This is a genomic window from Micromonospora sp. CNZ296 (assembly GCF_007827635.1).
In genome coordinates, this window is sequence record NZ_VISW01000006.1 from 75,571 (window position 1) to 100,543 (window position 24,973).

22 protein-coding genes are annotated in these 24,973 nt (G+C 74.3%); 14 read left to right on the forward strand and 8 right to left on the reverse strand.

Annotation, left to right across the window (positions count from 1 at the left end; all coding sequences use genetic code 11):
- Positions 1 to 5: 5 nt before the first annotated feature.
- Both FB455_RS12220 and FB455_RS12225 read right to left on the reverse strand, forming a co-directional pair.
- Positions 6 to 287, reverse strand: a complete 282-nt coding sequence (locus tag FB455_RS12220; protein ID WP_030268419.1) for a phosphopantetheine-binding protein — start codon at positions 285 to 287, stop codon at positions 6 to 8.
- Between the two features lie 86 nt (positions 288 to 373).
- The gene (locus FB455_RS12225; RefSeq protein ID WP_145753411.1) at positions 374 to 1,054 is read right to left on the reverse strand and encodes a 4'-phosphopantetheinyl transferase family protein; all 681 of its coding nucleotides are present in this window, start codon (positions 1,052 to 1,054) and stop codon (positions 374 to 376) included.
- 65 nt (positions 1,055 to 1,119) lie between these two features.
- Between FB455_RS12225 and FB455_RS12230 the strand changes: the two genes are divergently transcribed.
- Positions 1,120 to 2,529 (forward strand): condensation domain-containing protein, encoded by a 1,410-nt coding sequence (locus FB455_RS12230; RefSeq protein WP_013476411.1) that lies wholly within the window; start codon positions 1,120 to 1,122, stop codon positions 2,527 to 2,529.
- 4 nt (positions 2,530 to 2,533) lie between these two features.
- Here the strand turns inward: FB455_RS12230 and FB455_RS12235 are convergent, their stop codons facing one another.
- Both FB455_RS12235 and FB455_RS12240 read right to left on the reverse strand, forming a co-directional pair.
- A complete protein-coding gene (locus FB455_RS12235; protein ID WP_013286870.1) occupies positions 2,534 to 3,736 on the reverse strand; it encodes a cytochrome P450 in 1,203 nt (400 codons plus the stop codon).
- Positions 3,737 to 3,746: 10 nt separating this feature from the next.
- Entirely contained in the window at positions 3,747 to 4,910 is a 1,164-nt protein-coding gene (locus FB455_RS12240; protein WP_145753414.1) for a nucleotide disphospho-sugar-binding domain-containing protein, read from the reverse strand.
- 157 nt (positions 4,911 to 5,067) lie between these two features.
- On the opposite strand from FB455_RS12240, the gene FB455_RS12245 reads away from it, so the two are divergent.
- Positions 5,068 to 6,279: a cytochrome P450 gene (locus FB455_RS12245; protein ID WP_030268429.1), complete on the forward strand. Its 1,212-nt coding sequence runs from the start codon at positions 5,068 to 5,070 to the stop codon at positions 6,277 to 6,279.
- A 7-nt stretch (positions 6,280 to 6,286) separates the two neighbouring features.
- Here FB455_RS12245 and FB455_RS12250 read toward each other — a convergent pair whose 3' ends face one another.
- Positions 6,287 to 7,150 carry a TauD/TfdA family dioxygenase gene (locus tag FB455_RS12250; protein ID WP_145753416.1) on the reverse strand — a complete coding sequence of 288 codons (864 nt, stop codon included), beginning with the start codon at positions 7,148 to 7,150 and terminating at the stop codon, positions 6,287 to 6,289.
- Positions 7,151 to 7,311: 161 nt separating this feature from the next.
- On the opposite strand from FB455_RS12250, the gene FB455_RS12255 reads away from it, so the two are divergent.
- From FB455_RS12255 to FB455_RS12280, 6 genes are all read left to right on the forward strand, one after another.
- A complete protein-coding gene (locus FB455_RS12255; protein WP_047892614.1) occupies positions 7,312 to 8,337 on the forward strand; it encodes a methyltransferase in 1,026 nt (341 codons plus the stop codon).
- Positions 8,338 to 8,589: 252 nt separating this feature from the next.
- Entirely contained in the window at positions 8,590 to 9,609 is a 1,020-nt protein-coding gene (locus FB455_RS12260) for a polyprenyl synthetase family protein (RefSeq protein WP_047892613.1), read from the forward strand.
- Positions 9,606 to 10,640, forward strand: coding sequence for a UbiA family prenyltransferase (locus FB455_RS12265; protein WP_145753419.1), 1,035 nt, complete (start codon positions 9,606 to 9,608; stop codon positions 10,638 to 10,640). The genes FB455_RS12260 and FB455_RS12265 overlap by 4 nt, the downstream gene beginning before the upstream one ends.
- Positions 10,637 to 12,337 (forward strand): prenyltransferase/squalene oxidase repeat-containing protein, encoded by a 1,701-nt coding sequence (locus FB455_RS12270; RefSeq protein WP_145753421.1) that lies wholly within the window; start codon positions 10,637 to 10,639, stop codon positions 12,335 to 12,337. The genes FB455_RS12265 and FB455_RS12270 overlap by 4 nt, the downstream gene beginning before the upstream one ends.
- Positions 12,334 to 13,608, forward strand: a complete 1,275-nt coding sequence (locus FB455_RS12275; RefSeq protein WP_145753424.1) for an FAD-dependent oxidoreductase — start codon at positions 12,334 to 12,336, stop codon at positions 13,606 to 13,608. The genes FB455_RS12270 and FB455_RS12275 overlap by 4 nt, the downstream gene beginning before the upstream one ends.
- A complete protein-coding gene (locus FB455_RS12280) occupies positions 13,608 to 14,633 on the forward strand; it encodes an aminotransferase class I/II-fold pyridoxal phosphate-dependent enzyme (protein ID WP_486481526.1) in 1,026 nt (341 codons plus the stop codon). Before FB455_RS12275 ends, FB455_RS12280 begins: the two co-directional genes overlap by 1 nt.
- Here the strand turns inward: FB455_RS12280 and FB455_RS12285 are convergent.
- Entirely contained in the window at positions 14,538 to 15,506 is a 969-nt protein-coding gene (locus FB455_RS12285; protein WP_486481527.1) for a 2-hydroxy-acid oxidase, read from the reverse strand. The genes FB455_RS12280 and FB455_RS12285 overlap by 96 nt on opposite strands.
- 5 nt (positions 15,507 to 15,511) lie before the next feature.
- Positions 15,512 to 16,450 carry a 3-oxoacyl-[acyl-carrier-protein] synthase III C-terminal domain-containing protein gene (locus FB455_RS12290; RefSeq protein ID WP_047892608.1) on the reverse strand — a complete coding sequence of 313 codons (939 nt, stop codon included), beginning with the start codon at positions 16,448 to 16,450 and terminating at the stop codon, positions 15,512 to 15,514.
- 71 nt (positions 16,451 to 16,521) lie between these two features.
- Between FB455_RS12290 and FB455_RS12295 the strand changes: the two genes are divergently transcribed.
- From FB455_RS12295 to FB455_RS12315, 5 genes are all read left to right on the forward strand, one after another.
- Entirely contained in the window at positions 16,522 to 17,682 is a 1,161-nt protein-coding gene (locus tag FB455_RS12295; protein ID WP_145753427.1) for a glycosyltransferase, read from the forward strand.
- An 85-nt stretch (positions 17,683 to 17,767) separates the two neighbouring features.
- Complete coding sequence (locus FB455_RS12300; RefSeq protein ID WP_047892606.1) at positions 17,768 to 18,745, forward strand: ATP-binding cassette domain-containing protein; 978 nt, start codon at positions 17,768 to 17,770, stop codon at positions 18,743 to 18,745.
- Positions 18,746 to 18,768: 23 nt separating this feature from the next.
- Positions 18,769 to 19,533 carry an ABC transporter permease gene (locus FB455_RS12305; RefSeq protein WP_013476421.1) on the forward strand — a complete coding sequence of 255 codons (765 nt, stop codon included), beginning with the start codon at positions 18,769 to 18,771 and terminating at the stop codon, positions 19,531 to 19,533.
- A gap of 116 nt (positions 19,534 to 19,649) precedes the next feature.
- On the forward strand, positions 19,650 to 21,302 hold the full coding sequence (locus FB455_RS12310; RefSeq protein WP_013286855.1) for a class I adenylate-forming enzyme family protein: 1,653 nt from the start codon (positions 19,650 to 19,652) through the stop codon (positions 21,300 to 21,302).
- 45 nt (positions 21,303 to 21,347) lie between these two features.
- Positions 21,348 to 21,827, forward strand: a complete 480-nt coding sequence (locus FB455_RS12315; RefSeq protein ID WP_071094568.1) for a hypothetical protein — start codon at positions 21,348 to 21,350, stop codon at positions 21,825 to 21,827.
- Positions 21,828 to 21,858: 31 nt separating this feature from the next.
- Here the strand turns inward: FB455_RS12315 and FB455_RS12320 are convergent, their stop codons facing one another.
- A complete protein-coding gene (locus FB455_RS12320) occupies positions 21,859 to 23,442 on the reverse strand; it encodes a ricin-type beta-trefoil lectin domain protein (protein ID WP_145753429.1) in 1,584 nt (527 codons plus the stop codon).
- A gap of 526 nt (positions 23,443 to 23,968) precedes the next feature.
- On the opposite strand from FB455_RS12320, the gene FB455_RS12325 reads away from it, so the two are divergent.
- Complete coding sequence (locus FB455_RS12325) at positions 23,969 to 24,970, forward strand: glycoside hydrolase family 11 protein (RefSeq protein ID WP_145753431.1); 1,002 nt, start codon at positions 23,969 to 23,971, stop codon at positions 24,968 to 24,970.
- The last annotated feature ends 3 nt before the right edge of the window (positions 24,971 to 24,973 follow it).

Genomic DNA, 24,973 nt, shown 5'->3' on the forward strand with positions numbered 1-24,973 from the left:
CCTGCTCAGCGCGGGGTGGAGTTGGCGGTGATGTAGTCGGCCAGGTCGCCGAGCGTGGCCATCCGATCCTCGTCGAGTTCCTCGACGTCGATCTGGATCTCCAGCTCGTCCTCCAGCGACAGCAGCAGCTCCAGGCCGAGCGAGGAGCTGAGGCCGAGGTCGTCCATCAGCTGGGTCTGCTCGGTGACCGGCGCGTCCGGCCGGAGCATGCGGGTCAGCAGGACGGTCAGGCGGTCGACGACCTGGTCACGGGGCGGCGCGTCGGCCGGCGCGTCGTGTTCTAGCACCGGGCGTCCCGCGAGTCGATCATGCGCGTCGGCATGGAGTCATCAGAGCAGGGGACATCGGCGGGTGTCAACGGGTACGGCGATCGTCACCGATCGTGACCGAGGCCGGTGTGGCACTCGACGGCGTACCGCCGGTCGCCGGCGAGCGCGACCGCCACCGCGTACCCGGCGGGTGTGCGCAGGTCGGCGAGCCGGTGCGGGCCGGCCGGCTCGACGCACTCGACCACGTCGGCCCGGTGCACCGGCACGGCGAGGTTGGGCCACAGCCGGCCCCCGGCCGCCTTGACCGCCGCCTCCTTGCGCGCCCACAGCCGGGTGAACCGCAGCGCCCGGCCGGCCGGGTCCGGTCCGGCGGCGACGTGCCGGGCCTCCCGCGGGTCGAAGAAGCGCGCGGACGCCGACACCGGGTCACCGCCCGGCGCGACGTGCTGGATGTCCACCCCGACCGGGCGGCCCTCGCTGAGCGCGACCGCCACCAGGTCGCCGGAGTACGACAGGCTCGTGTGCAGGCCGCTCCACGGGCCGGTCAGCGCCGGTTTGCCGTACCGGCCGCGGCGCCAGGTCAGGGCCGCCGGTGGCGCGCCGGCAGCCCGCCCGGCCAGGACGCGCAGCGCGCCGTGCGCCACTGTGAACCGGTCCCGCAGCGCCCCGGCGCCGAGCCGCGCGGCCCGGTCCCGCTCGTCCGCGTCGAGCACCGCCCGGTACCGGGCCAGCTCGTCCGCCGGCACCGCCACCGGGACGATCCAGACCCGGACGGCGTCCCGCATGGACGGCAGCGTAACCGTGCGCCGTCACGTTGACACACACCGATGCGCGTTGCTCTGATGAGCGGGTGTTCGCGCAGACGGTCCAGGCCCAGGTTCCCGTGGCGTTCGCCGGGCCGGGCGCCGGCACCGCGCCCCTGACCTGGGGGCAGAAGGCCATCATGCAGGACATGCGGGAGACCGGCTGGACGCACAACGTCAGCGGCGCCCACCCGATGCCCGCGGGTGTCACGATCGAGCAGGTGGCGGCCGAGTTCGCCGCGCTGATGGCCCGGCACCCGGCGCTGCGGATGCGGCTCGGCGCCGGCGACGACGGCGGCCCGTGCCAGGTCGTGTCGGCGAGCGGCGAGACGGTCCTGGACGTGGTGGACGTACCCGACGACGCGGACCCGGCCGACGTGGCCGCGTTCGCCTACGACCTGGGCCACGCCCGCCTGCTCAGCCACTACGACCTCTACCGGGACTGGTCGGTGAGGATGGCGGTGATCCGGCATCGCGGCGCGCTGGTGCACCGGGTGCTGACGATCGACCACCTCGTGGTGGACGGCACCGCCACGTCCCTGATCCTGGCCGACCTCGGCCTGGCCGGCCGGCCGGTCCGCCGGGTCGCCGACCCGCGTACCGTGCAGATCCTCGACCTGGGGCGGCGGGAGGAGACGCCGCCGCTGCGCCGGCTCAGTGACCGGGCCGTGCGCCACTGGGCCGAGCATCTGCGGGACGTCCCGCCGCTGACGTTCGGTGAGCCGAAGGCCGGTGGGCGCCGGGGCCACCGGTACTGGCACGGCCGGTTCAGCTCGCCTGCCGCGTACCTGGCGGTGCGGGCCATCGCGGCGCGGACCCGCACGGACACCTCGCGCGTGCTGCTCGCGGTCATCGCGGTCGCGATCGGCCGGGCCACCGGCGTCAGCCCGCTCACCGCGAAGCTCATCGTCGGCAACCGGTTCCGGCCGGGCTTCGCCGAGGCCATCGCCCCGCTCAGCCAGAACGGCGTGCTGCGCGTCGACACCGCGGACACCACTGTGGACGAGGTGGTGGCGCGCGCCCGCCGGGCCGCGGTCTCCGCCGGGAAGTACGCCTACTACGACCCGGCGCAGCTCGCCGAGGTCTCGGACCGGCTGGACGCCGAACGGGGGTACCCGGCCCGGATCAGCTGCCGGATCAACGACCGGCGGGTGACCACCCGGCAGGCGGCCGACGGCGGGCTGCACGACGACCCGGTGACTGCCGAGCGGATCCGCCGCCGGGCCGACGAGACGTTCCTGGTCTGGGACGGCCCGCTGGACCACCTGCCCGAGCAGGTCTTCATCACCGTCGAGGACCAGCCGGAGACGGTCCACCTCCAGGTCATCTTCGACTTCGGCTGCTTCACCGAGGAGCAGGCGGAACGGCTGCTGCGCGGCGTGGAGGAGGTGGCGGTGGAGGCGGCGCTCGATCCCGCCGCGCCGACCCGGGTCGTCCCCGGGTCGGCGGGCGGCTGACCGGTCACCGGTCCCAGGTCACCGGCAGCGACTCCAGGCTGCGCACCACCAGCCCGGGCCGGAACCGCAGCTCCGCCTCGTCGACAGCGAGCCGCAGCCCTGGCAGCCGCCGCAGCAGCGCGCCCAGCGCCTCCTGCAACTCCATCCGCGCCAGCGCCGCGCCCAGGCAGTGGTGCGGACCGGCGCCGAACGCCAGGTGCGGATTGTGCACGCGGGTCAGGTCGAGCGTGTCCGCGCCCGGGAACACAGTGGCGTCCCGGTTGGCCGACGCGATCGCCGGCAGCACCGCGGCGCCGGCCGGCAGGCGTACGCCGCCCAGCTCCACCTCCTCGGTCGTGACCCGGGGCAGCAACACCCCGTTGTCGCCGAGCTGGATGAAGCGGGACAGCTCCTCGACCGCCCGGGCCACCGCCACCGGATCGTCGCCGCGCAGCCCGGCCAGCTGCTCCGGATGGCGGGCCAGGACCAGCAGGAACAGGTTGAGCTGGTTGGTGGTGGTCTCGTGCCCGCCCACGAAGATCCCGGCGGTGACCGACACCAGCTCCCGTTCGGTCAGGTCGTCGTGGTCGTCCCAGACCGAGATGAGCGCACTCATCAGGTCGTCGCCGGGCTCGCGGCGCCGCTCGTCGATCAGCTCGCGGAACGCCTCCAGCGCGGCCCGGGGCGCGTCCGGATCGGCGTCCCAGTCGCCGACGAGAGCGTCCGACCACTGGCGTACCCGCTCCCGGTCCCGCTCCGGGATGCCGAACAGCGTGCTGATCACGGAGATCGGCAGGGGACCGGAGAGGTGCGTGATCAGGTCGGCCGGCGGACCCGCGGCCTCCAGCTCGTCGATCATCCGGTCGACGAGCGCCGCGACCCTCGGGCGCAGCTCCTCCACCCGGCGGACGGTGAACGCGTGCGAGACGGCCCGGCGCATCGTGGTGTGCCGGGGCGGATCCATCCCGATCAGCGAGTCCTCGGCGAGCGAGCCGAGTTCCCGGGTCGGGCGGTTCGGGCCGGCCGCGGCGGCCCGGCTGAACCGCTGGTCGGTGAAGACCCGGCGCACGTCGGCGTGCCGGGTGGCCAGGTACGCGCACGCCCCGTCGGGCAGCTCGACCCGGGCCACCGGGCACGTCTCCCGCATCCGGGTGTAGTCCGGCGACGGGTGGTAGATCGTCGGAGCCGGCGCGAGCGGGTACGGGATGGCCGGTGGCTCCTGCGTCATCTGCGACTCCTCAGATCGGGCCGCCCCGGGCCAGGGCGGCAAGCGCCGGCACCAGATCCGCGGGGGCGGGCATGGCGTGGACCCGGTCACGCATCGACGTCGCGGCCCGTCGCCGGGGCCCGTCACCGACCAGCTCGCCGACGAGTTCCCGGACCGCGTCGGCGGTGGCCTGCTCAGCTGTCAGCGAGGTGCCGGCGCCGGTGGCGGCCAGCCGTTCCGCGTTGAAGTGCTGGTCACTGACCTGCGGCAGGACGAGCTGCGGCACGCCGTAGGCGAGCGCGGTCATGGTGGTGCCGGCCCCGCCCTGCTGCACGAGCGCGGCGCAGGTCGGCAGCACCAGCCGTACGGCCAGCGGCCCGTCGACCAGGCGGACCCGGGCCGGCAGCGGGCCCAGCCCTTCGTGCTGACGCGGTTCGACCACCACGACGACCTCCACGTCGAGCCCGGCCACCGCCCGGATCACCCCGCCCAGGTCGAACCGGTCGTGCAACCCGGCGGCGGCCATCATGGTGCCCGCCGTGACGCACACCCGGGGCCGGCCCGACGGGCGGCGCAGCCAGTCCGGCACCACGGCCGGACCGTTGTACGGCACGAACCGCACCGGACGGCCGGGGCGCGCCGTCGGCACCTGCATGGGCGGCGGCACCGGGTCGAGCGTCAGGACGCCGTCCAGCGGCACGTCGGCGGCGCGTAACCCGAACCGGGCGGCCAGCGGCCCGACCACCTGATCCGGGTCCATGCGCAGTGTGGTCGAGGAGTCCGGCCCCCACAGGTTCAGCACGCCCGGCACGCCCAGCGCGGCGGCGGCCACCGGCGCGGCCAGGTTGAACGGCTCCCAGAGGACCAGGTCCGGCCGCCAGGACCGGCCGAAGGAGACCAGGTCGTCGAGGACGGCGTCGGCGAACCGGACCACCCCGCCGTCGGCGGTGATCGCCGGCACGACCGCGCCGGCCGGCGCGGAACCGGCGAGCGGGGCCACCGTGCCGATCCGGCCGGCGAACGCCTCGGCGAAGTCGACGTCCGCGCCCAGCGGTACGGCGGCGAGCCCGGCCGCGCTGATCGTGGCGGCCATCGACGGGTGACTCGCCACCCGCACCTCGTGGCCGGCGGCCTGCAACGCCCAGCCGAGCGGGACCAGGCCGTAGAAATGCGACCGCCAGCCCCACGTCGACATCAGAATTCGCAGCGGCGCAGTCAAATCCCACCAATCCGCGCGGCGAAACGGCAGCCCTGGAGAACCGATGCTAGGGGATCGGCACCGGTACGCGGAAGGCCGCGGACGCATGCGACGGATATTGACGCCGGACTAACCGATGCTGGACTCTTAGCCGATGTCGGACGTGGACCGCGATCAGCTGCCCGGTGGCCCGGTGACAGTCAATTCCGGGCCGCGTTCCTATCCGTTCGAACCGTTCACCGGTGACCTTCCCGCCGAGCTGCTGGAGATGGTCGTCGCCGAGCCGGTCAGCCGGGTGCGGCTGCCCGACGGGCGGGCGGCCTGGCTGGTGCTCGGCTACGAGGACTGCTGCACCGTCCTGGCCGATCCCCGCTTCTCCCGGCTGCCGCTGGGCGCGACGGCGACACCGGACGGCGGCGGTCCCCGTGAGTTGAACATGGACGGTCCGGCGCACGCCGTGGTGCGGCGGGTGGCCGGCCGCGCGTTCACCGCCCGGCGCATCGGGACGTTCCGGCCCCGGGTGCAGCGGCTGGTGGACGAGCTGGTCGACGCCATGCTGGCCGGTCCGCGCCCGGCCGACGTGGTGGCCGGACTGGTGGCGCCGCTGCCGGTGCTCGTGGTGTGCGACGTGCTCGGCGTCCCGGCCGCCGACCGGCCCCGGTTCTACGCCTGGATCGAGGGGCTGAACTCGGTCACCGCGTACGGCTCGGCCGCCGCCGCGACCGCGCAGGCCGAGCTGCGGGACTACCTGGCCGGGCAGCTGGCGCGCAAGCGGGCCGAGCCCGGCGACGACCTGCTCTCGGCCTGGGTCCGCGGCGGCGGCGCGCACGAGCTGGTCGACGCCGAACTGGTCGAGCTGGCCATGGGGGTGCTGCTCGGCGGCCTGGAGATCAATTCGACGAGCGCGGGCCTGCGCGCGTTGTTCCAGCACCCGGAGCAGCTGGCGAAGCTGCGCGCCGCGCCGGGCAAGCTCGCCGCGGCCACCGACGAGATCCTGCGCTACACGTCGGTGAGCGCCATGTTCCGGGTGCAGGTGGTCCGCGAGGACCTGGTCCTCGGCGGGGTCGGGATGAGGGCCGGCGACTGCGTGATGGCGATCCCGTGGGCCGGCAACCGCGACCCCCGGTTCTTCCCCGAGCCGAACGTCTTCGACATCGACCGCCGGCCCGGTGTGCCGCATCTGACCTTCGGCTTCGGGCCGCACTTCTGCCTCGGCACGGCGCTGGGCCGGATGCAGGTGGAGCTGTCGCTCGGGGCGCTGCTGACCCGGATGCCGGCGCTGTCTCCGGCCGTGCCGCTGGCGGAGATCCCGTGGCGGCACGACCGGATGAACGGCGGCATCGCCTCCTTCCCGGTCACCTGGTGACCGGCGGTCAGTAGCTCTCCACCGCGTTGACCCGGCCCGGCCAGTAGCGCTCGCCGGGTGCCGGGACGTAGTGCTCCCACCGGGGCTCGCTCCCGGCCGGGTGGTCGCCGATCACGGTGATCCGCTGCCCGCGCCGCAGCCCGTCGTAGTCGTTCACGGCGTAGTGCTGGGTGACCCGGTTGTCCCACACCGCGACGTCCCCGGTCCGCCACCGGTAGCGGCAGGTGAACTGGGGACTCTCGGAGAAGGTGAACAGGTGCTCCAGCAGCGCGTCGCTCTCGTTGCGGGTCAGCTGCGGGATGTGCGAGGTGAACAGCCGGTTGACGTACAGCGAGCGGCGCCCGGTCTCCGGGTGCACCCGGACCACCGGGTGTTCGGCGCGGCTGGTGAACTCGGTGCCGATCCGGATGACGTGGATGGCGGTCAGCCCGTCGAGCAGGTCCCGCATCGGCGCGGAGAGCGCCTCGTAGACCCGGTACTGGTTGGTCCACATGGTGTCGCCGCCGACCTCGGGCAACTGGATCAGGTGCAGGATCGAGGCGATCGGCGGGCTCTGGTGGAACGTCATGTCGGTGTGCCAGACGTCGACCTTGCCGCCGTCGGCGGAGTCGATGACGACGATCTCCGGGTGCCCGTCCAGCCGGGGCAGGTACGGGTGCAGCTCCACCTCCCCGAAGCGGCGGCCGAACGCGACGTGCGCCTGCGGCGTCAGCCCGGTCTGACCGGCGAGGAAGACCACCTGGTGCTTGAGCAGCAGGTCGTGGATCAGCGCGAAGCGCTCGTCGGTGAGCGTGTTCAGGTCGATGCCGTGGACCTCGGCGCCCAGCGCGCCGGAGACGAGCCGGACCTCGGCCGCGATGGATGTGGTCATCGATGATCCCTCCGGTCTGCGCGCCTCGGCTGGTCCGCGAATTGTTCCACGTCCATGAATGTCCTCACCAGCCGTCGTCGTTGACTCACCCGCCGTACGCCTGGAAGCATGCGCACCGGCGGGGGCGGCGGTGCCGGCCCGCGACGCGGGAGGAGGCGCCGGTGTCGATCGATGCCCAGATCGAGGGTGACGCGGGGGAGCGGCTCGACCGGCTCACCGACCTGGCCACCCCGTTCGCGGTCCGCACGGCGGTGACGCTGCGCGTGCCGGACCGGATCGCCGCGGGCGTCACCGGTCTGGGTGAGCTGGCCGGCGCCTGCGGCGCGGACGCCGCCGCGCTGGGCCGCCTGCTGCGCTACCTCGTGCACCGGGGCGTGTTCGTCGAGGTGTCGCCGGACGTGTTCGGCCTCACCGACGTCGGCGAGCTGCTCTGCGACCGCGACGGCGGCGGCCACGGCGCCTACCTGGACCTCGGCGGGCTCGGCGCGCGGATGGACCTGGCCTGGACCGGCCTGCCGCACGCGATCCGCACCGGCGGGCCCGGCTACCGGGAGGTGCACGGGCGCGACTTCTGGGCCGACCTCGACGCCCACCCGGACCACCGGGCCTACTTCGACGCGCTGATGCTCAGCCAGCAGCGGTTCACCGCCCCGGAGGTCGCGGCGCTCTACCCCTGGCACGAGGCGAAGCACGTGGTCGACGTGGCCGGGGGTGCGGGCGGGCTGTTGCGGGAGGTGCTGGGCGCCCATCCGCACCTGCGGGGCACGCTCGTCGACCGCGACGAGCCGGTGGCCACCGCCGCCGCGACGTTCGCCGCCTGCGGCCTCGCCGACCGGGCCGAGACCGTGGTGGGGGACTTCTTCGCCCCGCTGCCGCCCGGCGCCGACGTGTACGTGGTCTCCCGCGCGCTCACCGACTGGAGCGACGCCCACGCCACCGCGATCCTGCGGCGCTGCGCCGAGGCGGCCGGGACCACCGGCAGGGTGCTCGTCATCGAGGTGCTGCCGACGGTGCCGCACGTGCCGCACCTGTCCCCGTACGACCTGCGGATGCTGGTCCTCGTCGGCGGCCGGGAGCGCGGGTTGCCCGAGTTCGCCGCGCTCGCCGCCGCCGCGGGCCTGGCGCCCCGGCGCACCTACCACGGCACCGACGGGCTGACGCTCATGGAGTTCGCCGCCGGCGCCTGAGCGGGCCCGGGGGAGCCGAACCTGTCCGGTGCCGTCCCGTGCGCCCGAACATTGACGTATATGCATCGAGATGGCGGCCGTGGGTCAAACGGCGGATTTCTCTGCGCATCGGTCAATGTGCTGAAGAATGCTGTCGCGACATTTGCGGCCACCCATGTCCATGCGCGTTTATCAATGGTTGTTCCGGGGAGGACCTACCGGTAACGTCTCGCGTGGCGACTAGCCGATCCCTGGCGAAAGGGTCGACGCGTCATGACGGTTGCTGGCTCCACGCGATATCCGCCCTTCATCGACGACCTGGCCCGCAGCGAATCGGGGCGGCTGCTGCGCGCCGAACTCGGCCGGCGGTGGCCGGAGACGCCCGACCAGCTCGACGCGATCGTGCGCTACGCGCTGCTGCCGGCGGGCAAGATGCTCCGCCCGATGATGACGCTGCACGCCGCCGAGGCGGTGGGCGGATCACCACGGGACGTCCTCGCCGCCGCGCTCGGCACCGAATACCTGCACGTCGCGACGCTCGTGCACGACGACATCATCGACGCCGACACGTTGCGCCGCGGCCGCCCGGCGGTCCCGGTCGCGTACGGCATCCCCGGCGCCATCGTGGCCGGGGACCACCTCATCTTCCACGCCTTCCAGGCGATGGTGGAGAGCGGCCGGGCGGTCCCCGCGGCGTCGGTCGTCGCCGCCGTCACCGCGCTCGCCGAGGCGGGCCAGGACCTGTGCCGGGGCCAGGCGCTGGAGGCGCGGCTCGTCGGCGACCTGGACGCGGGCGCCCGCTGGTACCCGGAGATGATCCGGCTCAAGACCGGCTCGCTGTTCCGCGCCGTGTGCCACATCGGCGCGCTGCTCGGCGGCGCCGACCCGCTGGTGGCCTCCGCGCTGGCCCGCTACGGCGAGCACGTCGGCACCGCGTTCCAGATCCGCGACGACCTGCTGTCCTACCTGTCCACCCCGGAGCAGACCGGCAAGCCCGCGACGAGCGACCTCAACAACGGCCGCCCCACGCTGCCGTTGCTGCTGGCGTACGACGCGATCAGCGACGCCGCACGGGTGGAACTGCTGGCGGTGCTGCACCGCCGTGGCGCCGGTCCCGGCGACGTCGAGTGGGTCACCGCCCTGCTCCGCGAGGTGGGCGCTGTCGACGGCGCCCGGCGGCTGATGGTGGAGCACGCCGAGCGGGCCCGCGCCGAGCTGGCAGCGCTCACCCCGTCCGCGAGCGCGGACGTGCTCACCGGCATCGCGGCCTGGATGACGAGCGAGATGGCGTGAGCACGGCCGGCGCCGTGCGAGCACTGCGGGCCCACGTGGAGACCTGGCGGCCCTACACCCTCTGGTACGTCGGGCTCGTCGGCCTGGCCGGCGCCGCAGTGGCCGGTGGCCACGATCCGTGGCTGCTGCTGTCGGCCTGGGCCGCGCCCACCGCCGGCTGGCTGGGCGGCCACTATCTCGGCGACTACTTCGACCGGGACCTCGACGCCGGCAGCAAGCCGCACCGGCCGATCCCGTCCAGCCGGCTGCGCGCGGGCACGGCACTGTGGTGCGGCAGCGCCTGCTTCGCCGCACTCGGCGTCCTGGCCGTACTCGGTGGATGGGGCACCACAGTGGCGGCGCTGCTGGCCGCGTGCGGCATCGTCGCGTACAGCAGGTGGTTCAAGGCCCGGGGGATCGCCGGCAACCTGGTCCGCGGCGCGCTCGGCGCGGTCGCGCTCGGCTACGGCGCGCTCGCCGCCGGCCTCGCGCCGGACCGGGACTGGGCGGTGCCGGTGCTGCTCGCGCTCGTCGTCGCGTTCTGGTCGCACGACGCCATGTCCAACCTGGTCGGCGCGCTGCGCGACATCGACGGCGATCGTGCCGGCGGCTACCGCACGCTGCCGGTGGGGCGGGGCGTGCCGGCGGCCGTACGGACCGTGGTGGCGCTCTACGCCGTCACGATCGGCGCCGCCGTGACCGCCGGGCTGCTGGCCGAGCCGGGCACACGGATGGCGTACCTGGCGACTGTGCTCGTCGTCCTGGTCACCGGCGTCGCCGCGCTGGCTCCGCTGGTGGCGCGCCGCGACGGGATGCCCGTCCTGGTGGCGCTGCGCGCCCACTCGGTCCTGGTCGTCGAGCGGGTCGTGCTGGCCTCGGCGGCGGTCGGGCTCGGCCTCGGCGTCGCCGTGCAGCTCGCGCTCGCGCTGCCGATGGTGCTGCTGACCTGGCTGGCGCAGCGCGGCATGCGCGTCCGGCACGAACTCGGCCCGCCGGTCGCGGGCCTGACCCTCGCCACCCACAATCGACTGCCTCTGGAGGACGCGCCATGACCGCTGTGACCGCCGAGGCCGTCGGGAAGGCCCTCACCGCTGGTGCCGAGGCGCTGTTCCGTCGCCGCCGCCCCGACGGCGCCTTCAGCGACGACCCACCCGCCTCGGTGCTCGGCACCGCTGGCGCTGTCGCCGCGCTGCACGCCGCCGACCCGTCCGGCTGCGCCGACCTGGTCGACGCCGGAACCGCCTGGCTGCGCCGCGCGCAGCACGACGACGGCGGCTGGGGTGGCGTCGTGGGCGCCGGCACCGCCGTCGTACCCACCGCCGTGGCGGTCGCCGCGCTGGCGCTGAGCGCACCGGCTGACAGCGCCGACGCGATTGCGGCGGGCCGCGCCCGGCTGGCCGCGCTCGGCGGCGTCGACACCATCACCGATCCGGCGATCTCGCTGCTGTGCCGGCAACTGCTCACCATGGCCGGGATGACAGCCGAGGCCGGCCCGCTGCGCCGGCTGCCGCTGGAGATCGTCCTGTTCGACCGGGTACGCCGGCAGCGCCTGTCGTTCCGTACCGCGCCGTTCGTCGGGCTGGCCCTGATGCAGGCCGACATGCTGCCCGCGGGCCGGCTGCGCCGGGCCACGCTGCGCCGCGCCCGTCCGGCGGCGGTACGGCTGCTGCGGTCCATCCACGACCACGAGGGCCGCACCGGAGCGCTCAGCGAGGACCCGTGGCCGGCCGCGCTCGTCCTGCTCGGTCTGGCCCGCAGCGGCGAGGCGCCCGACATCGCCCGCGCCGTCGTCGGCTGGCTGCGCCGGGCGGTACGCCCCGACGGATCCTGGGACGCGGTCAGCAACCTGGACCTCACCCGGTCCGGGTACGCGGCGACCGGGCTGATCGCGGCCGGCTACGCCGACGATCCCCGGCTGCACGCCACCCGGGAGTTCCTCCACGCCGCCCGCAAGACGGAGGCGTTCGAGGTGCTGGACGTGCCGCCGGGCGGGTGGAGCTACTCGAACGCCCGGGGCTGGCCGGTCACGCTGGAGTCGGCCGAGATCCTCTCCGCGCTCGCCGGACTCCCCGGTGCCGGCACCGACCCGGTGCTGCGCCAGGGACTGGCGTGGCTCGTCGGCCGCCAGGACAGCCGCGGCTCGTGGAGCCTGTGGGTCCGCGACACCCGGCTCGCCAACGACGGACCCTGCCCGGCCATCACCAGTCAGGCGATCCTCGCGCTGCACGACGCCGGGTATCCGGACGACCATCCGGCGATCGCCCGCGCGGCGGCCTGGCTGCTCACCCGGGCCGCGCCCGCCGGCACGTTCGAGAACCTCTGGTACCGCGACCACACCTCCGGCACCGCGGTGGTGGTCGCCGCGCTGTCCCGGGTCGGGCACGCCCGGCACGAGGTGGTGCGCCGCGCGGCCCGGTGGCTGCGCGACACCCAGCTGCCCGACGGCTCGTGGGGCCCGGGCGACGGCACCGGCGGCACTGTGGAGGAGACGTCCTGGGCGGTGCAGGGCCTGCTCGCGACCGGCGATCCGGACGCCGCCGACGCGGTGGACCGGGGCGTCGCCTGGCTGGTGGCCGCCGCCGGACCGGACGGCGCCTGGCCCGCCGCCCGGGTGTGCAACTACATCCGCCACCACATGCGGTACCCGAACGCGGTGATCACCCAGGCGCTCGCGCTGCGGACGCTCGGCGAGTACCGCCGGGCCGCCGCCACGCGGTCCGGCGCCGCACCGGGGGCGGTGGCCCGATGACCGCCGACGTGGTGGTGGCCGGCGCCGGCGCGGGCGGGCTGGCCTGCGCGCACGCGCTCGGCGCGCTCGGCCTGCGGGTGCTCGTGCTCGACCGGCAGCGCGCTCCCGCGTCGATCGCCAAGGGCGAGATCCTCCAGCCCGAGACGATCCGCATCCTCGACTCCTGGGGCGCGCTGGACGCCCTGCGGGCCACCGGCGCGCGTCCGGTCGGGCGGCTGGCCATCCGCGACGCGCACGGCGAGCCGCTGCTCTGCCTGGACTACGCGGGCCTGCCCGGGGCGTACCGGCAGATCCTCTGCGCCGACTACGGCGACCTGCGCGCGGTGCTGACCGACCGGCTGCCGGCCGGCGTGGAGGTCCGGTGGGGTGTGCGGGTGACAGGCGTCCGGCGCGATCACGACGGGAGGATCGACGGCGTCCGGGTCGTCGCGGACGGCGCCGAGCGGGACATCGAGGCGTCGCTGGTGGTCGCGGCCGACGGCATGTCCTCGCCGCTGCGCCGCGCGGCGGGGATCGGCGTGGAGCGCCGGGAGTACCCGCACGGCCTGGTCGCCTTCGACGTGGACAGCGCCGAGGTGGCCGACGAGGTGTCCGCCTACCGCACCGCCCGGGGACTCTGCCTGGTCTACCCGCTGCCGGGCGGGCGGTGCCGCCTTTATGTGCAGGTCACACCGGACGAGTTCCGGGGCCGCGTGGACCTGGACGCGTGGTGCGGACGGCTGCTCGCCGACGTCCCGGCGATCAGCCCGCTGGAACCGGCCGTGCGCGCGAGCCTGCACCGGCGCCAGTTGCTCGCGGTCTACCGGCTGCGCAGCGCGCGCCTGGCCGCACCGGGGCTCGCGCTCGCCGGTGAGGCCGCCCACGCGGTGCACCCGATGGCCGCGCAGGGCGTCAACAGCTCCCTCGGTGACGCCGAGACGCTCGCCGCCTGCCTGGCCGCCGAGGGCGGCGCGCCGGAACCGGCCGCCGTGGACCGGGCGCTGCGGGCCTTCGAGGCGGCCCGGCGGCCCCGGCTCGACCACGTCGCCACCGTCAGCCACAACGCCTCCCGCATGATCACCGCCGTGTCCGGGCTGCCGAAGCTGCTCGGCGCGCGGATGATGCGCCGTACCGCCGCCAACCCCCGGCTGCTCGGGCTCACCGCCGGCAACCTCTCCGGCACCGACGTGCGGCCGCTGTCAGCCGTCGACCGGCTCTACCAACTGGGGCTGCTGGCCGACCGGCACGCGCACACCCCGTCCCCACCGGTCCCGTCGGAAAGTGAGCGATGATGACGCCTGCCACCGCCGTCGGGACGCAACCCCCGGCCGACCTGTCCATGAACGAGACGCCCTACCCGCCGCTGCCGGGGATCCGGCGGGTGGTCGAGGGCGCCGCCGCGACGCTCCAGCGCTATCCGGACCGCACGTCGTCGGCGCTCGTCGCGGCGCTGTCGGCGCGGCTCGGCGTGGGCCCCGAGGCGATCCTCGTCGGCCCCGGCTCGGCCGGACTGTGCCAGCACCTCGTGCAGTCCCTCGGACCACGCCCGGACGTCGTCCACCCGGCCCTGTCGTTCGAGGGCTACCCGCTGATCATCGGCAACGCCGGCGCCCGCGCCGTGCCGGTCCCGATGGACGGGTACGACCACGACCTGCCGGCCATGGCGGACGCGGTCACCGACCGGACCCGGTGCGTGCTGCTGTGCAACCCCAACAACCCGACCGGTACGGCGCTGCGCCGCGACGACGTCGAGGCGTTCCTGGAACGGATCCCGGCCGACGTGCCGGTGATCGTGGACGAGGCGTACCGCGAGTTCGTCACCGACCCGCGCTCGCCGGACGGGATGGACCTGTACCGCGCGTACGACAACGTCTGCGTGCTGCGCACGTTCTCCAAGGCGTACGGGCTCGCCGCGCTGCGCGTCGGGTACGCAGTGGTGCCGCCCCGGCTCACCCGGGCCGCCGCGCTCACCGGGGCGGTGTTCTTCCCCTCCGCGCTCGCCCAGGCGGCGGCGGTGGCGAGCCTGACGCCGGAGGTGGGTGCCGAACTGACCCGGCGGTGCACCGAGCTGGTGGCGGCGCGTACCGGTCTGATCGGCGCGCTGCGCGGCCTCGGGCTCACCGTGGCGCCCAGCGAGGCCAACTTCGTGTGGCTGCCGCTGGGGGAGCGGGCCGTGCCGTTCGCCGAGCGGGCCCGGGAGGCGGGCATCCTGGTGATGGCGCTACCAGGCGCCGGGGTCCGGATCACCGTCGGCGCCCCGGAGGCGAACGAACGGCTGTGCGCGTTCGTCCGCGCCGCGCTCACCGACGGGCTCTGACCGGCCCGCCGGCGCCAGCGCGGCCACGCTCAGGTAGCCCAGGCCGGGCTCGTAGTCGGCCACCACCACCGGCCGGGGCCGCGCCGCGTCCCCGGCGAGACGGTCCAGCAGCGCCCACCAGACCCCGGTGGACGGCTGCCTCGGTGGACCGGTCGTCACCGCGCCGCCGCCGGGGCCGGGCCACACGGCCGCGAGGTCGGCGCCGAGCACGACCGCGACATCGGTACGCCCGGCCGTCAGCTCGCGCACCTCGGCCGCCGCGAGCGCCGCGACGTCGCCGGGGCCGACGTCGGCGCGTTGGCGCAGCCCTGTCACCCGCGTCCCGCCGGTCCGGGCGGTGTCGTCGGCGGCGGTGCCGTAGAGCATGGCGACGGCCCGGTGGCGGGCCGGTACGGGCACCGCCGTGTCGTACGGCAGGACCGCCTGTTCGACGGTGAGCAGCAGGGCGCGGCGGCACCCGTACTCGCGGGCGATCCGCAGCCCGGTGAAAGCCGCCGCCGAACCCTGGTCGCAGAGCGCGAACGACATCGGCGTGCCCGGGCACACGTGACTGAGGTACGCCGCGGTGGCCCGCCCGGGCAGCACGTCGTGCACGGCGAACGCCAGCACCAGCAGGTCCACCGGCTCGTCCGGCGGCACGAGCGCCGGGATCAGCTCGGCGGCCATCTCCCCGTACGACTGGCCCAGCGCCCCCGACGGCGCGTCGAACAGACCGTCCGGCACGCGCAGCCCGTACGGCCGGGTCAGGTCCGCCAGGTAGCCGGCGGTGCGCTCGCGCAGCACGGGATCGGCGAGCAGCGCGGCGGGGCCGGTGACCGTGTGCCGCGCGGCCCGCAGCAGGCGCAGCCCGTCGTCCAAGGTGGCCTCCCGCACGCCGGTCAGTGCTCGAACACCATGGCGGCGAACGTCGCGCCGTCCCCGGCGCCCACCGCCGCGACCAGGTAGCGGTCACCCGGCCGGAGCAGGTCGCGCTCCCGGGCGGTGCGGTAGTTCACGAACGCGTCGGCGCAGAACACGTGCCCGGTCTCGGTCACGTTGTCCAGCAGCACCCGGTCCAGCGGCAGCCCGATCAGCCGGCACAGCCGCTTCCAGGTCATCAGGTTGACGTTGTGCGGCAGCACCAGCCGCAGCTCGGACAGCGCCGTCCCGGCCCGGTCCAGCGCGCGGCCGATCACCTCGGCCAGCGCCGGCCGGTACGCCCGCTGGAACCGTGCCGGGGACTCGCCGCCGGCCACGTCGAACTCGCCCCGCTGGTGGCAGGCGTACGCGAGGAGCCGGTCCCGGCCGCCGCCGGCGCTGAGCAGGCAGGCCGAGGAGCCCTCGCTGAACACCGACGTCTCGGGGATGAACTGGGCGTCGCGGGTGAACGCCTTCTCACCGGTGAGCACCAGCGCGAGCGGCGGGCCGTCGGGCGTGTCCGGTTCGGACGCGAGCAGCCGCCCGGCCACGTCGATCGCGGCCAGCGCGCTGGCGCAGGACTGCTGGGTGAGCGTGAACGCGAGTGCGTGGCCCAGCCCGAGCGTGCGGCACACCTCGTGCAGCGGGTTGACCGGATAGGGGGTGACCACCGGGAACGCCCGCCCGTACACCACGAACCGCACGCGCTGCCGTAGCGCGGGAAGCGCGGTGAGGCCGGCCGCCGCGTGCAGCAGCAGGTCGGTCAGGGACAGCCCGGGGTCGCGACGGACCTCGGTCAGGCCGTGGAAGCGGCGGAACAGGCGGACCTGCATGTCGGTCAGGCCCAGCGGCGCGGCCAGGCTCTCGACCGGCACCCGGCGCTGCGGCAGGAACACCGAGACGGCGTCGATCGCCGTCATACGCGTACCGTCACGCCACGGATCAGATCAGTGACGCCGATGGATGTCAACGTGCGTGCGATCATATCGACGTGGCTCGCTTCCTGTTCGTCGTGCTGCCGGTGGAGTCCCATCTGCACGCCCCGGTCGCCATCGCCCAGCAACTGGAGGCGGCCGGGCACGAGGTGGCCTGGGTCGGGCCGCGCAGCGACCTGCGTCCGCTGGTCGGCCCGGACGCCACGCTGTTCCCGACCGGCAAGCGCTACTACCGCCCCGACGGCGCGTCCGGGCCGGACTCCGTGCGCAGCCTCTGGGAGGGGCACGTGCTGCCCGCCAACCGGTTCATCCGCGACGCCGCCGACTCGGCGGTCGAGCGGTACCGGCCGGACGTGGTGGTGGCCGACCAGTACGCGCTGGCCGGCGCGCTCGCCGCGCACCGCCGCGGGCTGCCGTGGGCGACGTTCTGCGTCGGCATGCTGGAGCTGACGCCGCCGACGGGGGAGATGCCCGAGTTCACCGACTGGGTACGCGCCCAGGTCCGCCGGGTGTGGGCGATGGCCGACGTACCGGTGGACGAGACGATCGACCTGCGCTTCTCGCCGTACCTCGTGATCGGGCTGACCACCACGGCGCTGACCGGCCCGGCGCCGCTGCCGCCGGGCTGCGTGCTCACCGGGCCGGCGCTGGGACGGCGGCCGAACGCGCCCGCGTTCGCCTGGGACGCGTGGGATCCCGGCCGCCGGCACGTGCTGGTCACGGTCGGGACGATGGCCGAGCACCTCGCAGCCGACTTCTACCGGCGGATGACGGCGGCGACCGCGCCGCTCGCCGACCGGGTCCAGGTGATTCTCACCGCCGCCCCCGGCCTGGTGCCCGACCCGCCGCCGCACGTGCTGGTCGCCCCCCGGGTGCCGGTGCTGGAGCTGATGCCCCGGCTGGACGCGCTGGTGTCCCACGGTGGCCTGGGCACGGTCTCCGAGGCGCTGGCACACGGCGTGCCGGTGGTGGTCGCGCCGATCCGGCACGACCACCCGGCGGTGGCGCGTCAGGTGCGCCGGGCCGGCGCCGGCCTGGAGGTCTCCTTTCACTCGGCGACCCCGGCGGAGCTGACCGCCGCGCTGAGCGCGGTGCTCGACGAGCCCGCCTACCGGGCGGGCGCGCGCCGGGTGGGGGAGTGGTTCGCGACGGCCGGCGGCGCCCGCGCGGCGGCGACGCACCTCGCCGCGTTGGCACGGACGGCTCCCGACGCCTGACGCATCGACCGTTGTCCAACAGTCGGGGCCGAACTAGCCTGACCTGACGCACCCGCGCAGGCGTCGTGCCGCACGAGGAGGCTCGATGATCGAGGCCACCGGCCTACGCAAGTCCTTCCGGGTCGGGCGCGGGCGCGGCGCCACCACTGTCGACGCGGTACGCGGCGTCGACTTCGCGGTACGCCGAGGCGAGATCGTCGGGTTCCTCGGCCCGAACGGCGCCGGTAAGTCCACCACGCTGCGGATGCTCGCGACGCTGATCCGGCCCAGCGGGGGAGCGGCCACCATCGCCGGCGTCGATCTGCTGCGCGCGCCCGCGCAGGTCCGGCGGCGGATCGGCTTCGTGGCGCAGGCCAGCGGCACCTACGACGACTCCACCGCCCGCCGGGACCTGGTGCTCCAGGCCCGGATGCACGGCCTGTCCAAGGCGGTGGCGCAGGAACTGGCAGCCGGGGCGATCCGCGCGTTCCAGCTCGACGACTTCGCCGACCGCAAGATCAAGACGTACTCGGGCGGGCAGCGCCGCCGTCTCGACGTGGCACTGGGTGTCATCCACTCGCCGCAGGTCATGTTCTTGGACGAGCCCACCGCCGGGCTCGACCCGCCCAGCCGGGTCCGGATGTGGCAGGAGGTACGGCGGCTGCGCGAGGAGGGCATGACCATCTTCCTCACCACGCACTACCTGGACGAGGCCGACAGCCTCTGCGACCGGGTCTCGATCATCGACGCCGGGCGGATCGTGGCCGAGGGCACCCCGTCGGCGCTCAAACGCGAGATCTCCGGTGACGTGGTCGCGATCGACTTCGCCGCCGCCGACGTCGCGGGCGAGACCGGCGGCGACCTGCCGGCAGCGACGAAGCTGCTGGCCGAGGCGCCGTACGTGCACGCGGCCGAGCCGGTCGACGGCACGCTGCGGCTCTACGTGGACAGCGCCGCCACCGCCATCCCGCAGATCATGCGGGCGCTCTACGACAGGGGCATCGAGCCCGGCGCGATCGAGGCCCGCCGGCCCAGCCTCGACGACGTGTTCCTGGCCAAGACCGGCCGGTCGCTCGCCGAGTGACCGGACGCCGAGAGGAGTACGGCGTGAAACTCGTCCGCGACACCTGGCTGATCTTCCAGCAGGAGGCCGGCCTGATGGTGCGCAACCCGGTGATGGTCGCGTTCAGCCTGGCCCAGCCGATCACCTACCTGATCCTCTTCGCGCCGTTCCTCAAGGTGGTGATGGTCGACCGGGGCGCCGCGTCCTACGCCGACGCGTACCGGATCTACGTGCCCGGCCTGTTCGTGGCGATGGGCCTGTTCGGTGGCCTGTTCGCCGGTTACGGGCTGCTCAGCGCGCTGCGCGCGGGCATCATCGACAGGTGCCGGGTGACGCCGGTGAGCCGGACCGGCCTGCTGCTGGGCCGGGCGCTCATGCACGTGTGCCTCAACGTGGTGCAGGCCGTCGTGGTCACGCTGGTGGCGCTGCCGTTCGGCCTGCGGGTGCACCTGGCGAACCTGCTGGTGTCGTACGCGCTGCTGTCGGTGATGGTGCTGCTCAGCACCTCGATCTCGTACGACATCGCGTTGCTGGTGCGCAACGAGAACAGCCTCGGCGTGCTGGTGAACACCGTCGGGCAGCCGGTGTCGCTGCTCGCCGGCGTGCTCATCCCGCTCGTGCTGGCGCCGATGTGGATCCAGCGGGTCGCGGTGTGGAACCCGTTCGCCTGGGCCACCGACGGCATGCGCGCGCTGTTCGCCGGCCAGATCACCCAGACAGTGGTGTGGCAGGGCGCGCTGATCATGTCCGGGCTGGCCGCCGCCAGTCTGTTCTGGTCGTCGCACCTGTTCAACCGCGAGGTCTCCTGACCGTCCGTACATCGACCATTGTCTCAGCGTGGCGGGCGCTCTAGCCTGATCGTGTCCCCGCTCGGCGGCCGGTACGGGGCGCGGCCGTGACGCGTGTCAGCTGAGGAGGCCACTCGTTGGGTGCCGACAACTTCCGGGCGACGCTGGCGGCCGACATGGAGCTGGGCGCGGGCAACGTGCTGCTCCGGCTGGCCGAGCACGGCGCCGACATGGACATGCCCCGGGTGACGTTCGACGCCGACGTCGACGGCATCCCCGCTTGGACGCCGCTGTCGCTGGCCACGCTCACCGACCGGGTCGCGGCCCGGGCCGCCTGGTTCCGGGCGCGCGGCGTCCGCCGGGCCGACCCCATCGCGGTGTACGTGACCTCCGCGCCCGACGTGTTCCTCAACTTCCTGGCGCTGACCTGGCTCGGCGCGATCCCGGCGCTGATGAACGGCAACATGCCGGTCCCGCTGGCCGCCGAGTTCGTCAGGCGGCTGCGCGGGGCCGGTGTGGTGGTCGACGCCGACCACGCCGCGCTGGCCGGGCACGACCTCGGCGTGGAGATCCTCGGTGACGCGGCGCAGACCGGCACCGGCGACCCGGCGCAGGCGCCGCCGCACCACCGGCACCACCCCGAGGAACCGGTGGTCATCACCCACTCCTCGGGCACCACCCGGGTACCTGCGGCGATCGTCCACTCGCACCACGGCCTGTTCGCCGCGATCCGCGCGGTCCGGCTCACCGAGTCCCGGCCGTACGGTGAGGTGCGGGAGATGTCCGCGCTGCCGGCCGCGCACGCCGCCGGCATCATCACGCTCAACCAGGCGCTCTGCAACGGCTACCAGCTGCTGTGCCTGTCCGCGCAGGGCGGCCCGTTCGAGCGCAGCGCGGAGACGATCCTGGACGCGATCGAGCGGTGGCGTCCCACCGGCGTCTTCGGCTTCGCGGTGACCTGGTCGGAACTGGCCCGGGTCGACCTGACCACCCGCGACCTCAGCTCGGTGCGCAACTGGTTCAACACCGGTGACTGCGCGCACGAGGCGCACGTCCGCCGGCTGGTCGCCGTCGGCAGCCACCCCGCGTACACCCGCGACGGCATGGTCGACGTCCCGGGCTCCAAGTTCGTCGACATGCTCGGCTCCACCGAGATGGGGCACGGCGCGTTCCGGATCACCCACCGGCTGGGCAGCGACCGCTACGACCGCTGCGTCGGCAGGCCGTACCCGTTCGCCGAGATCGCGCTGCTCGACGTGGACACCGGCGAGGAGGTCCCGCCGGGGCAGGTGGGGCACGTCGGCCTGAAGTCGCCGACGCTGGCGCTCGGCTACTGGAACGACTCGGTCACCACGTACCGGACGCGGCTGGGCGGCTACTACCTGACCGGTGACCTGATGTACCGCGACGCGGCCGGCGACTACCACCACGTCGACCGGGCCAGCGACGCGGTCGACCTGGGCGGCGGCACCTGGCTGTACACCGCGCTGTCCGAGGAGCGCATCCTCCGGCACTGCCCGGACGTCCGCGACTGCACCGTCCTCGCGGCGGCGGGGGAGGACGGCACGACTGTGACCGACGTGCTGCTCCTGCTCACCGCCGACGCCGATCCGGCAGCCGACCGTACCGGCCGGGTCCGGGCCGCGCTGGGGCCGGCGGTGGCCGCGACGCTGCGCCGGGTGGTGACGGTCCCCGACGACGACGTGGTCATGGGGCCCACCGGGAAGGTCCGCAAGTTCCTGATGCGACAGCGGCTGCTGGCCGACGCCGGAGCGCCCGGCGCGGGCTGACCGGCGGGGGATCGACGGTTGGCACGGCCGTGCCAGAATCCAGCCGTGTCCTACCTCCCCTCGCAGCCGTACCCGCCGATGCCCGGCGGCGTCAGCCCGCTGATCGCCTACCCGCACCCGATCACCCCGCCGCCCGGCTGCGGCGTGCTCGTCGTCTCGGTGAACCGCGGGCCGTACCTGATCCCCGTGCCGGCGACCAGCCGCTTCAAGATCGACCGTCAGGTGGTCGCCATCCCCGGCGAGGGGACATGGCACGTCGCGGTGCCGGCCGGCGCGCACGACGTCCGGTACACCGACTTCATGGGCGTCCCGATCGTCACCACGACGCTCGCGGTGCAGCCGGGGGCCGCGCACCACCTCGCGTTCCGCTTCGGCGGGTGGCGCAACCGGGTGTACGACGGCTACGGCACCGACGTCACCCGGTTCGGCATGTGGTCCAACTACAGCGTCATGCTGGTCCTGCTGGCCGTCGTCGGTGTGGCCTGCTGCGGGGTGCTCGGGCTGGCCGTGGGCTCGAATCCCTGATCCGGTCCGGCCGGCGGGCCCGGTCGCGCGGCTAGCGCAGCGACCAGGTCTGCTTGACGTTGAACACGCAGGTCCAGGCGTTCAGCGGTGCTCCCGCGGCGTGCCCGTCGACGTCCAGGCAGCGGTCGGTGGCCCGGTTGAACAGCGACCGCCGGCCCTGGCTCTCGATCCACTCCCACCTCTGCGCCGGGTTGCCGCTGCACCACGCCGTCTGCACCGGTACGCCGTCGCGCTTCTCGCCCCAGGCCACGTCCAGGCAGAGGCCGCCCTCGACCCGGACGCTGCCGTCGGACGCGAACGTCCACCACTGGGAGCGCTCCTCCCGGCAGGCCCGCAGCACGACGCGTACGCCGTCACCGCTGCCGCCGCTGGCGCACAGGCCGGTCTCCTTGCCGACGAGTTGCTTCGCGCCGGCCGGGCGGACCGGTGCGGCCGGCTTCTCCGGTTCCTTCGACGTGCCCGCTGCCGGCGACGACGTGGACGGGCGCGCGGCCGACGAGGCCGGCGGCTTCGGCGTCCGGGTGCCGGGCGACGGCGTGCCGGAAGTCACCGGCGTGCCCCGCAGCCGGCCGTCGAGGGCGTAGAAGTCGGTGAACTCCCGGACCGTGCGCAGGAACTCCTGCGTCCTGGCGTCGAAGTCGCCGCCGGTGTGGCGCACGGCGTCGGTCCCGTCGCGGTACGCCGCCAGCGCCAGCAGGTCCGGGTCGCCGTCGAGCGCGGCCAGTTCGCGCCGTAGCGCGCAGAGCGTGGCGCCGGCCGCCGGTACCGCCGCCTGCGGATCCCACGGCGAGGCGCCGGACGGGCCGTACGCACGCCACAGCTCGGGCCGGAACTGGGCGATGCCCTTGCGGCCGCCGTCGCCGAGCAGGTTCGGGTCGAAACCGGAGGAGGCCATCAGCTGCGCGGCGACAGCGGCCGGCGGCACCTGCGGGCACACCGAGCCGGCCCGTACCACGAGGCGGACGTACGCGGCGGGGACCGCCTTGGGCTGCCGGCGTTCGCTCTCGCGGTTCGCCGGGCCGGTCTCGGCGAAACCGTCCTGCCGGCCGTAGTAGGCGGCGTACCGGCTTGCCTCGTCGACGTACGGGACCGCCGTCGAGGGCACCCCCTCGGCGGCGCGTACCTCCTCGAACCCGGTGTGGAACGCGGCGAGCGACAGCCGCCACGGGTCGCCGGGGACGGCAGCCGCGCGCACCTGCCCGGCCAGGTCGCACATGTGGTGGGCGAGCGCGAGGATGTTGGCGGCGCTGTCGGTGCGCTGCGCGTCCGGCCACGGCGCCCAGGTCCGCCACCGCTCGTCGTCCAGCCCGGCCAGGCCCCGGCCGCCGGACGCGGTCCGCTCGGCACGCGCGTCCAGACCCGACTCGGCCATCAGCTGCCCGGCCAGCCGCGCCGGGGTCAGCGCGGGGCAGGACCGGGCCGCGGTGCGGATCGCGGTCAGGTGTTCGGCGGAGACGGTCCGGGCGGCCGGCTCGTCGTCGCGGGCGGCGGCGACGCTCCCGCTGAGGGCGGCGACCACCAGGCTCAGCGCCGCCAGCCCGGCGGCGCCGGCGGCGACCACGCCGCGCGGGATCCGGCGCGGCCGCGGGCGCGCGCCGGGGGCATCGGGTGTCACAGGGCGGTCCTTCCGGTGATGACGTACGCCGGACGGGTGCGCGACGTCCTCGGTTCACCCGGCCGGAATCGGGTCCGACTCCGGTCCGGCCGTCATTGAACCGACCGACCGGCGAGCCGTCAAATGTGGACTGTCCGGCCCGGCCCCGCCCGCTCGCGCGCGCCGAGCAGCAGGGGCACTGTTGATCCGGAACAGGGCCGAAAAGTTTCGGAATCCAGTCGCCTTCAATGGCGGTCGGGCGCCCTTCGCCGACATGTCGACGCTGATCGGATGCTCTTCTCCGTCAGCCGTAACGGCCGTTCAGGGCTGGAAAGCGGTTACCACAACATTTCCGGAACTTGTTGACAGGATGAACCGGGGCTCCAATACTGTGGCCATCGGCGTATCTCGATTGACGTCGATGTCCGACCACCACCCGTGGCGCGGCTGTCGCCCCGGTCCCGCCGTCCGCGGGCGGGCGAGCACCCGCGGCTCGCGCCACCGGAAGCTGGCCGCCCGCCAGCCGTCACAGGGAGGAAACCCGTCCATGAAAGACGCCCTCGTCCGTACGGGCATCCGCAGGCGCGGACGCCTCAGGATGGTCCTCGGCGGCGCCTGCGCCGTGGCGCTGATCGCCGCCGGGGCGACGGCCGTCGCGTCAGGTCCGGCCTACGCCGACACCACCGTCACGTCGAACTCCACCGGCACCAACAACGGCTACTTCTATTCCTTCTGGAAGGACAGTGGCAACGTCTCCATGACCATGGGCAACGGTGGTCAGTACAGCACCCAGTGGAGCAACATCAACAACTTCGTCGCCGGCAAGGGCTGGAACCCGGGCGGCCGCCGCACGGTCAGCTACTCCGGCAGCTTCAACCCGTCCGGCAACGCGTACCTGACGCTCTACGGCTGGACGCGCAACCCGCTCGTCGAGTACTACATCGTGGACAGCTGGGGCAGCTGGCGCCCGCCGGGTAGCGGCTACATGGGCTCGGTGTCCTCCGACGGCGGCACGTACGACATCTACCGCACCCAGCGGGTCAACGCCCCCTCGATCGAGGGCACCCGGACGTTCTACCAGTACTGGAGCGTCCGCCAGTCGAAGCGCGTGGGCGGCACCATCACCTCCGGCAACCACTTCGACGCCTGGTCGCGCTACGGCATGAACCTCGGATCGCACGACTACCAGATCCTGGCCACCGAGGGCTACCAGAGCAGCGGCAACTCCAACATCACGATCGGCGGGACCGGCGGTGGCAACCCGACCACCCCGCCGCCGAACAACGGTGGCTGCACGGTCAGCGTGAGCCGGGCCGAGGAGTGGGGCGACCGGTTCAACGTGACCTTCTCGGTCAGCGGCACCAGCAACTGGGTGGTCAACATCCAGACCCAGGGCGGGCAGAGCCTGCAGAACAGCTGGAACGCCTCGATCAGCGGCACCAGCGGCACGCTCACCGCGCGCCCGAACGGCAACGGCAACAACTTCGGCATCACGCTCTACAAGAACGGCAACAGCAACACACCGACGGCGAGCTGTTCCGCCGCCTGAGCC

Bases quoted from the DNA above. Each gene is read 5' to 3' on its own strand.
- FB455_RS12225 (WP_145753411.1), bottom strand. From the start codon at position 1,054: ATGCGGGACGCCGTCCGGGTCTGGATCGTCCCGGTGGCGGTGCCGGCG.
- FB455_RS12235 (WP_013286870.1), bottom strand. From the start codon at position 3,736: ATGACGCAGGAGCCACCGGCCATCCCGTACCCGCTCGCGCCGGCTCCG.
- FB455_RS12240 (WP_145753414.1), bottom strand. From the start codon at position 4,910: ATGTCGACGTGGGGCTGGCGGTCGCATTTCTACGGCCTGGTCCCGCTC.
- FB455_RS12245 (WP_030268429.1), top strand. From the start codon at position 5,068: ATGTCGGACGTGGACCGCGATCAGCTGCCCGGTGGCCCGGTGACAGTC.
- FB455_RS12250 (WP_145753416.1), bottom strand. From the start codon at position 7,150: ATGACCACATCCATCGCGGCCGAGGTCCGGCTCGTCTCCGGCGCGCTG.
- FB455_RS12260 (WP_047892613.1), top strand. From the start codon at position 8,590: ATGACGGTTGCTGGCTCCACGCGATATCCGCCCTTCATCGACGACCTG.
- FB455_RS12270 (WP_145753421.1), top strand. From the start codon at position 10,637: ATGACCGCTGTGACCGCCGAGGCCGTCGGGAAGGCCCTCACCGCTGGT.
- FB455_RS12275 (WP_145753424.1), top strand. From the start codon at position 12,334: ATGACCGCCGACGTGGTGGTGGCCGGCGCCGGCGCGGGCGGGCTGGCC.
- FB455_RS12280 (WP_486481526.1), top strand. From the start codon at position 13,608: ATGACGCCTGCCACCGCCGTCGGGACGCAACCCCCGGCCGACCTGTCC.
- FB455_RS12290 (WP_047892608.1), bottom strand. From the start codon at position 16,450: ATGACGGCGATCGACGCCGTCTCGGTGTTCCTGCCGCAGCGCCGGGTG.
- FB455_RS12300 (WP_047892606.1), top strand. From the start codon at position 17,768: ATGATCGAGGCCACCGGCCTACGCAAGTCCTTCCGGGTCGGGCGCGGG.
- FB455_RS12325 (WP_145753431.1), top strand. From the start codon at position 23,969: ATGAAAGACGCCCTCGTCCGTACGGGCATCCGCAGGCGCGGACGCCTC.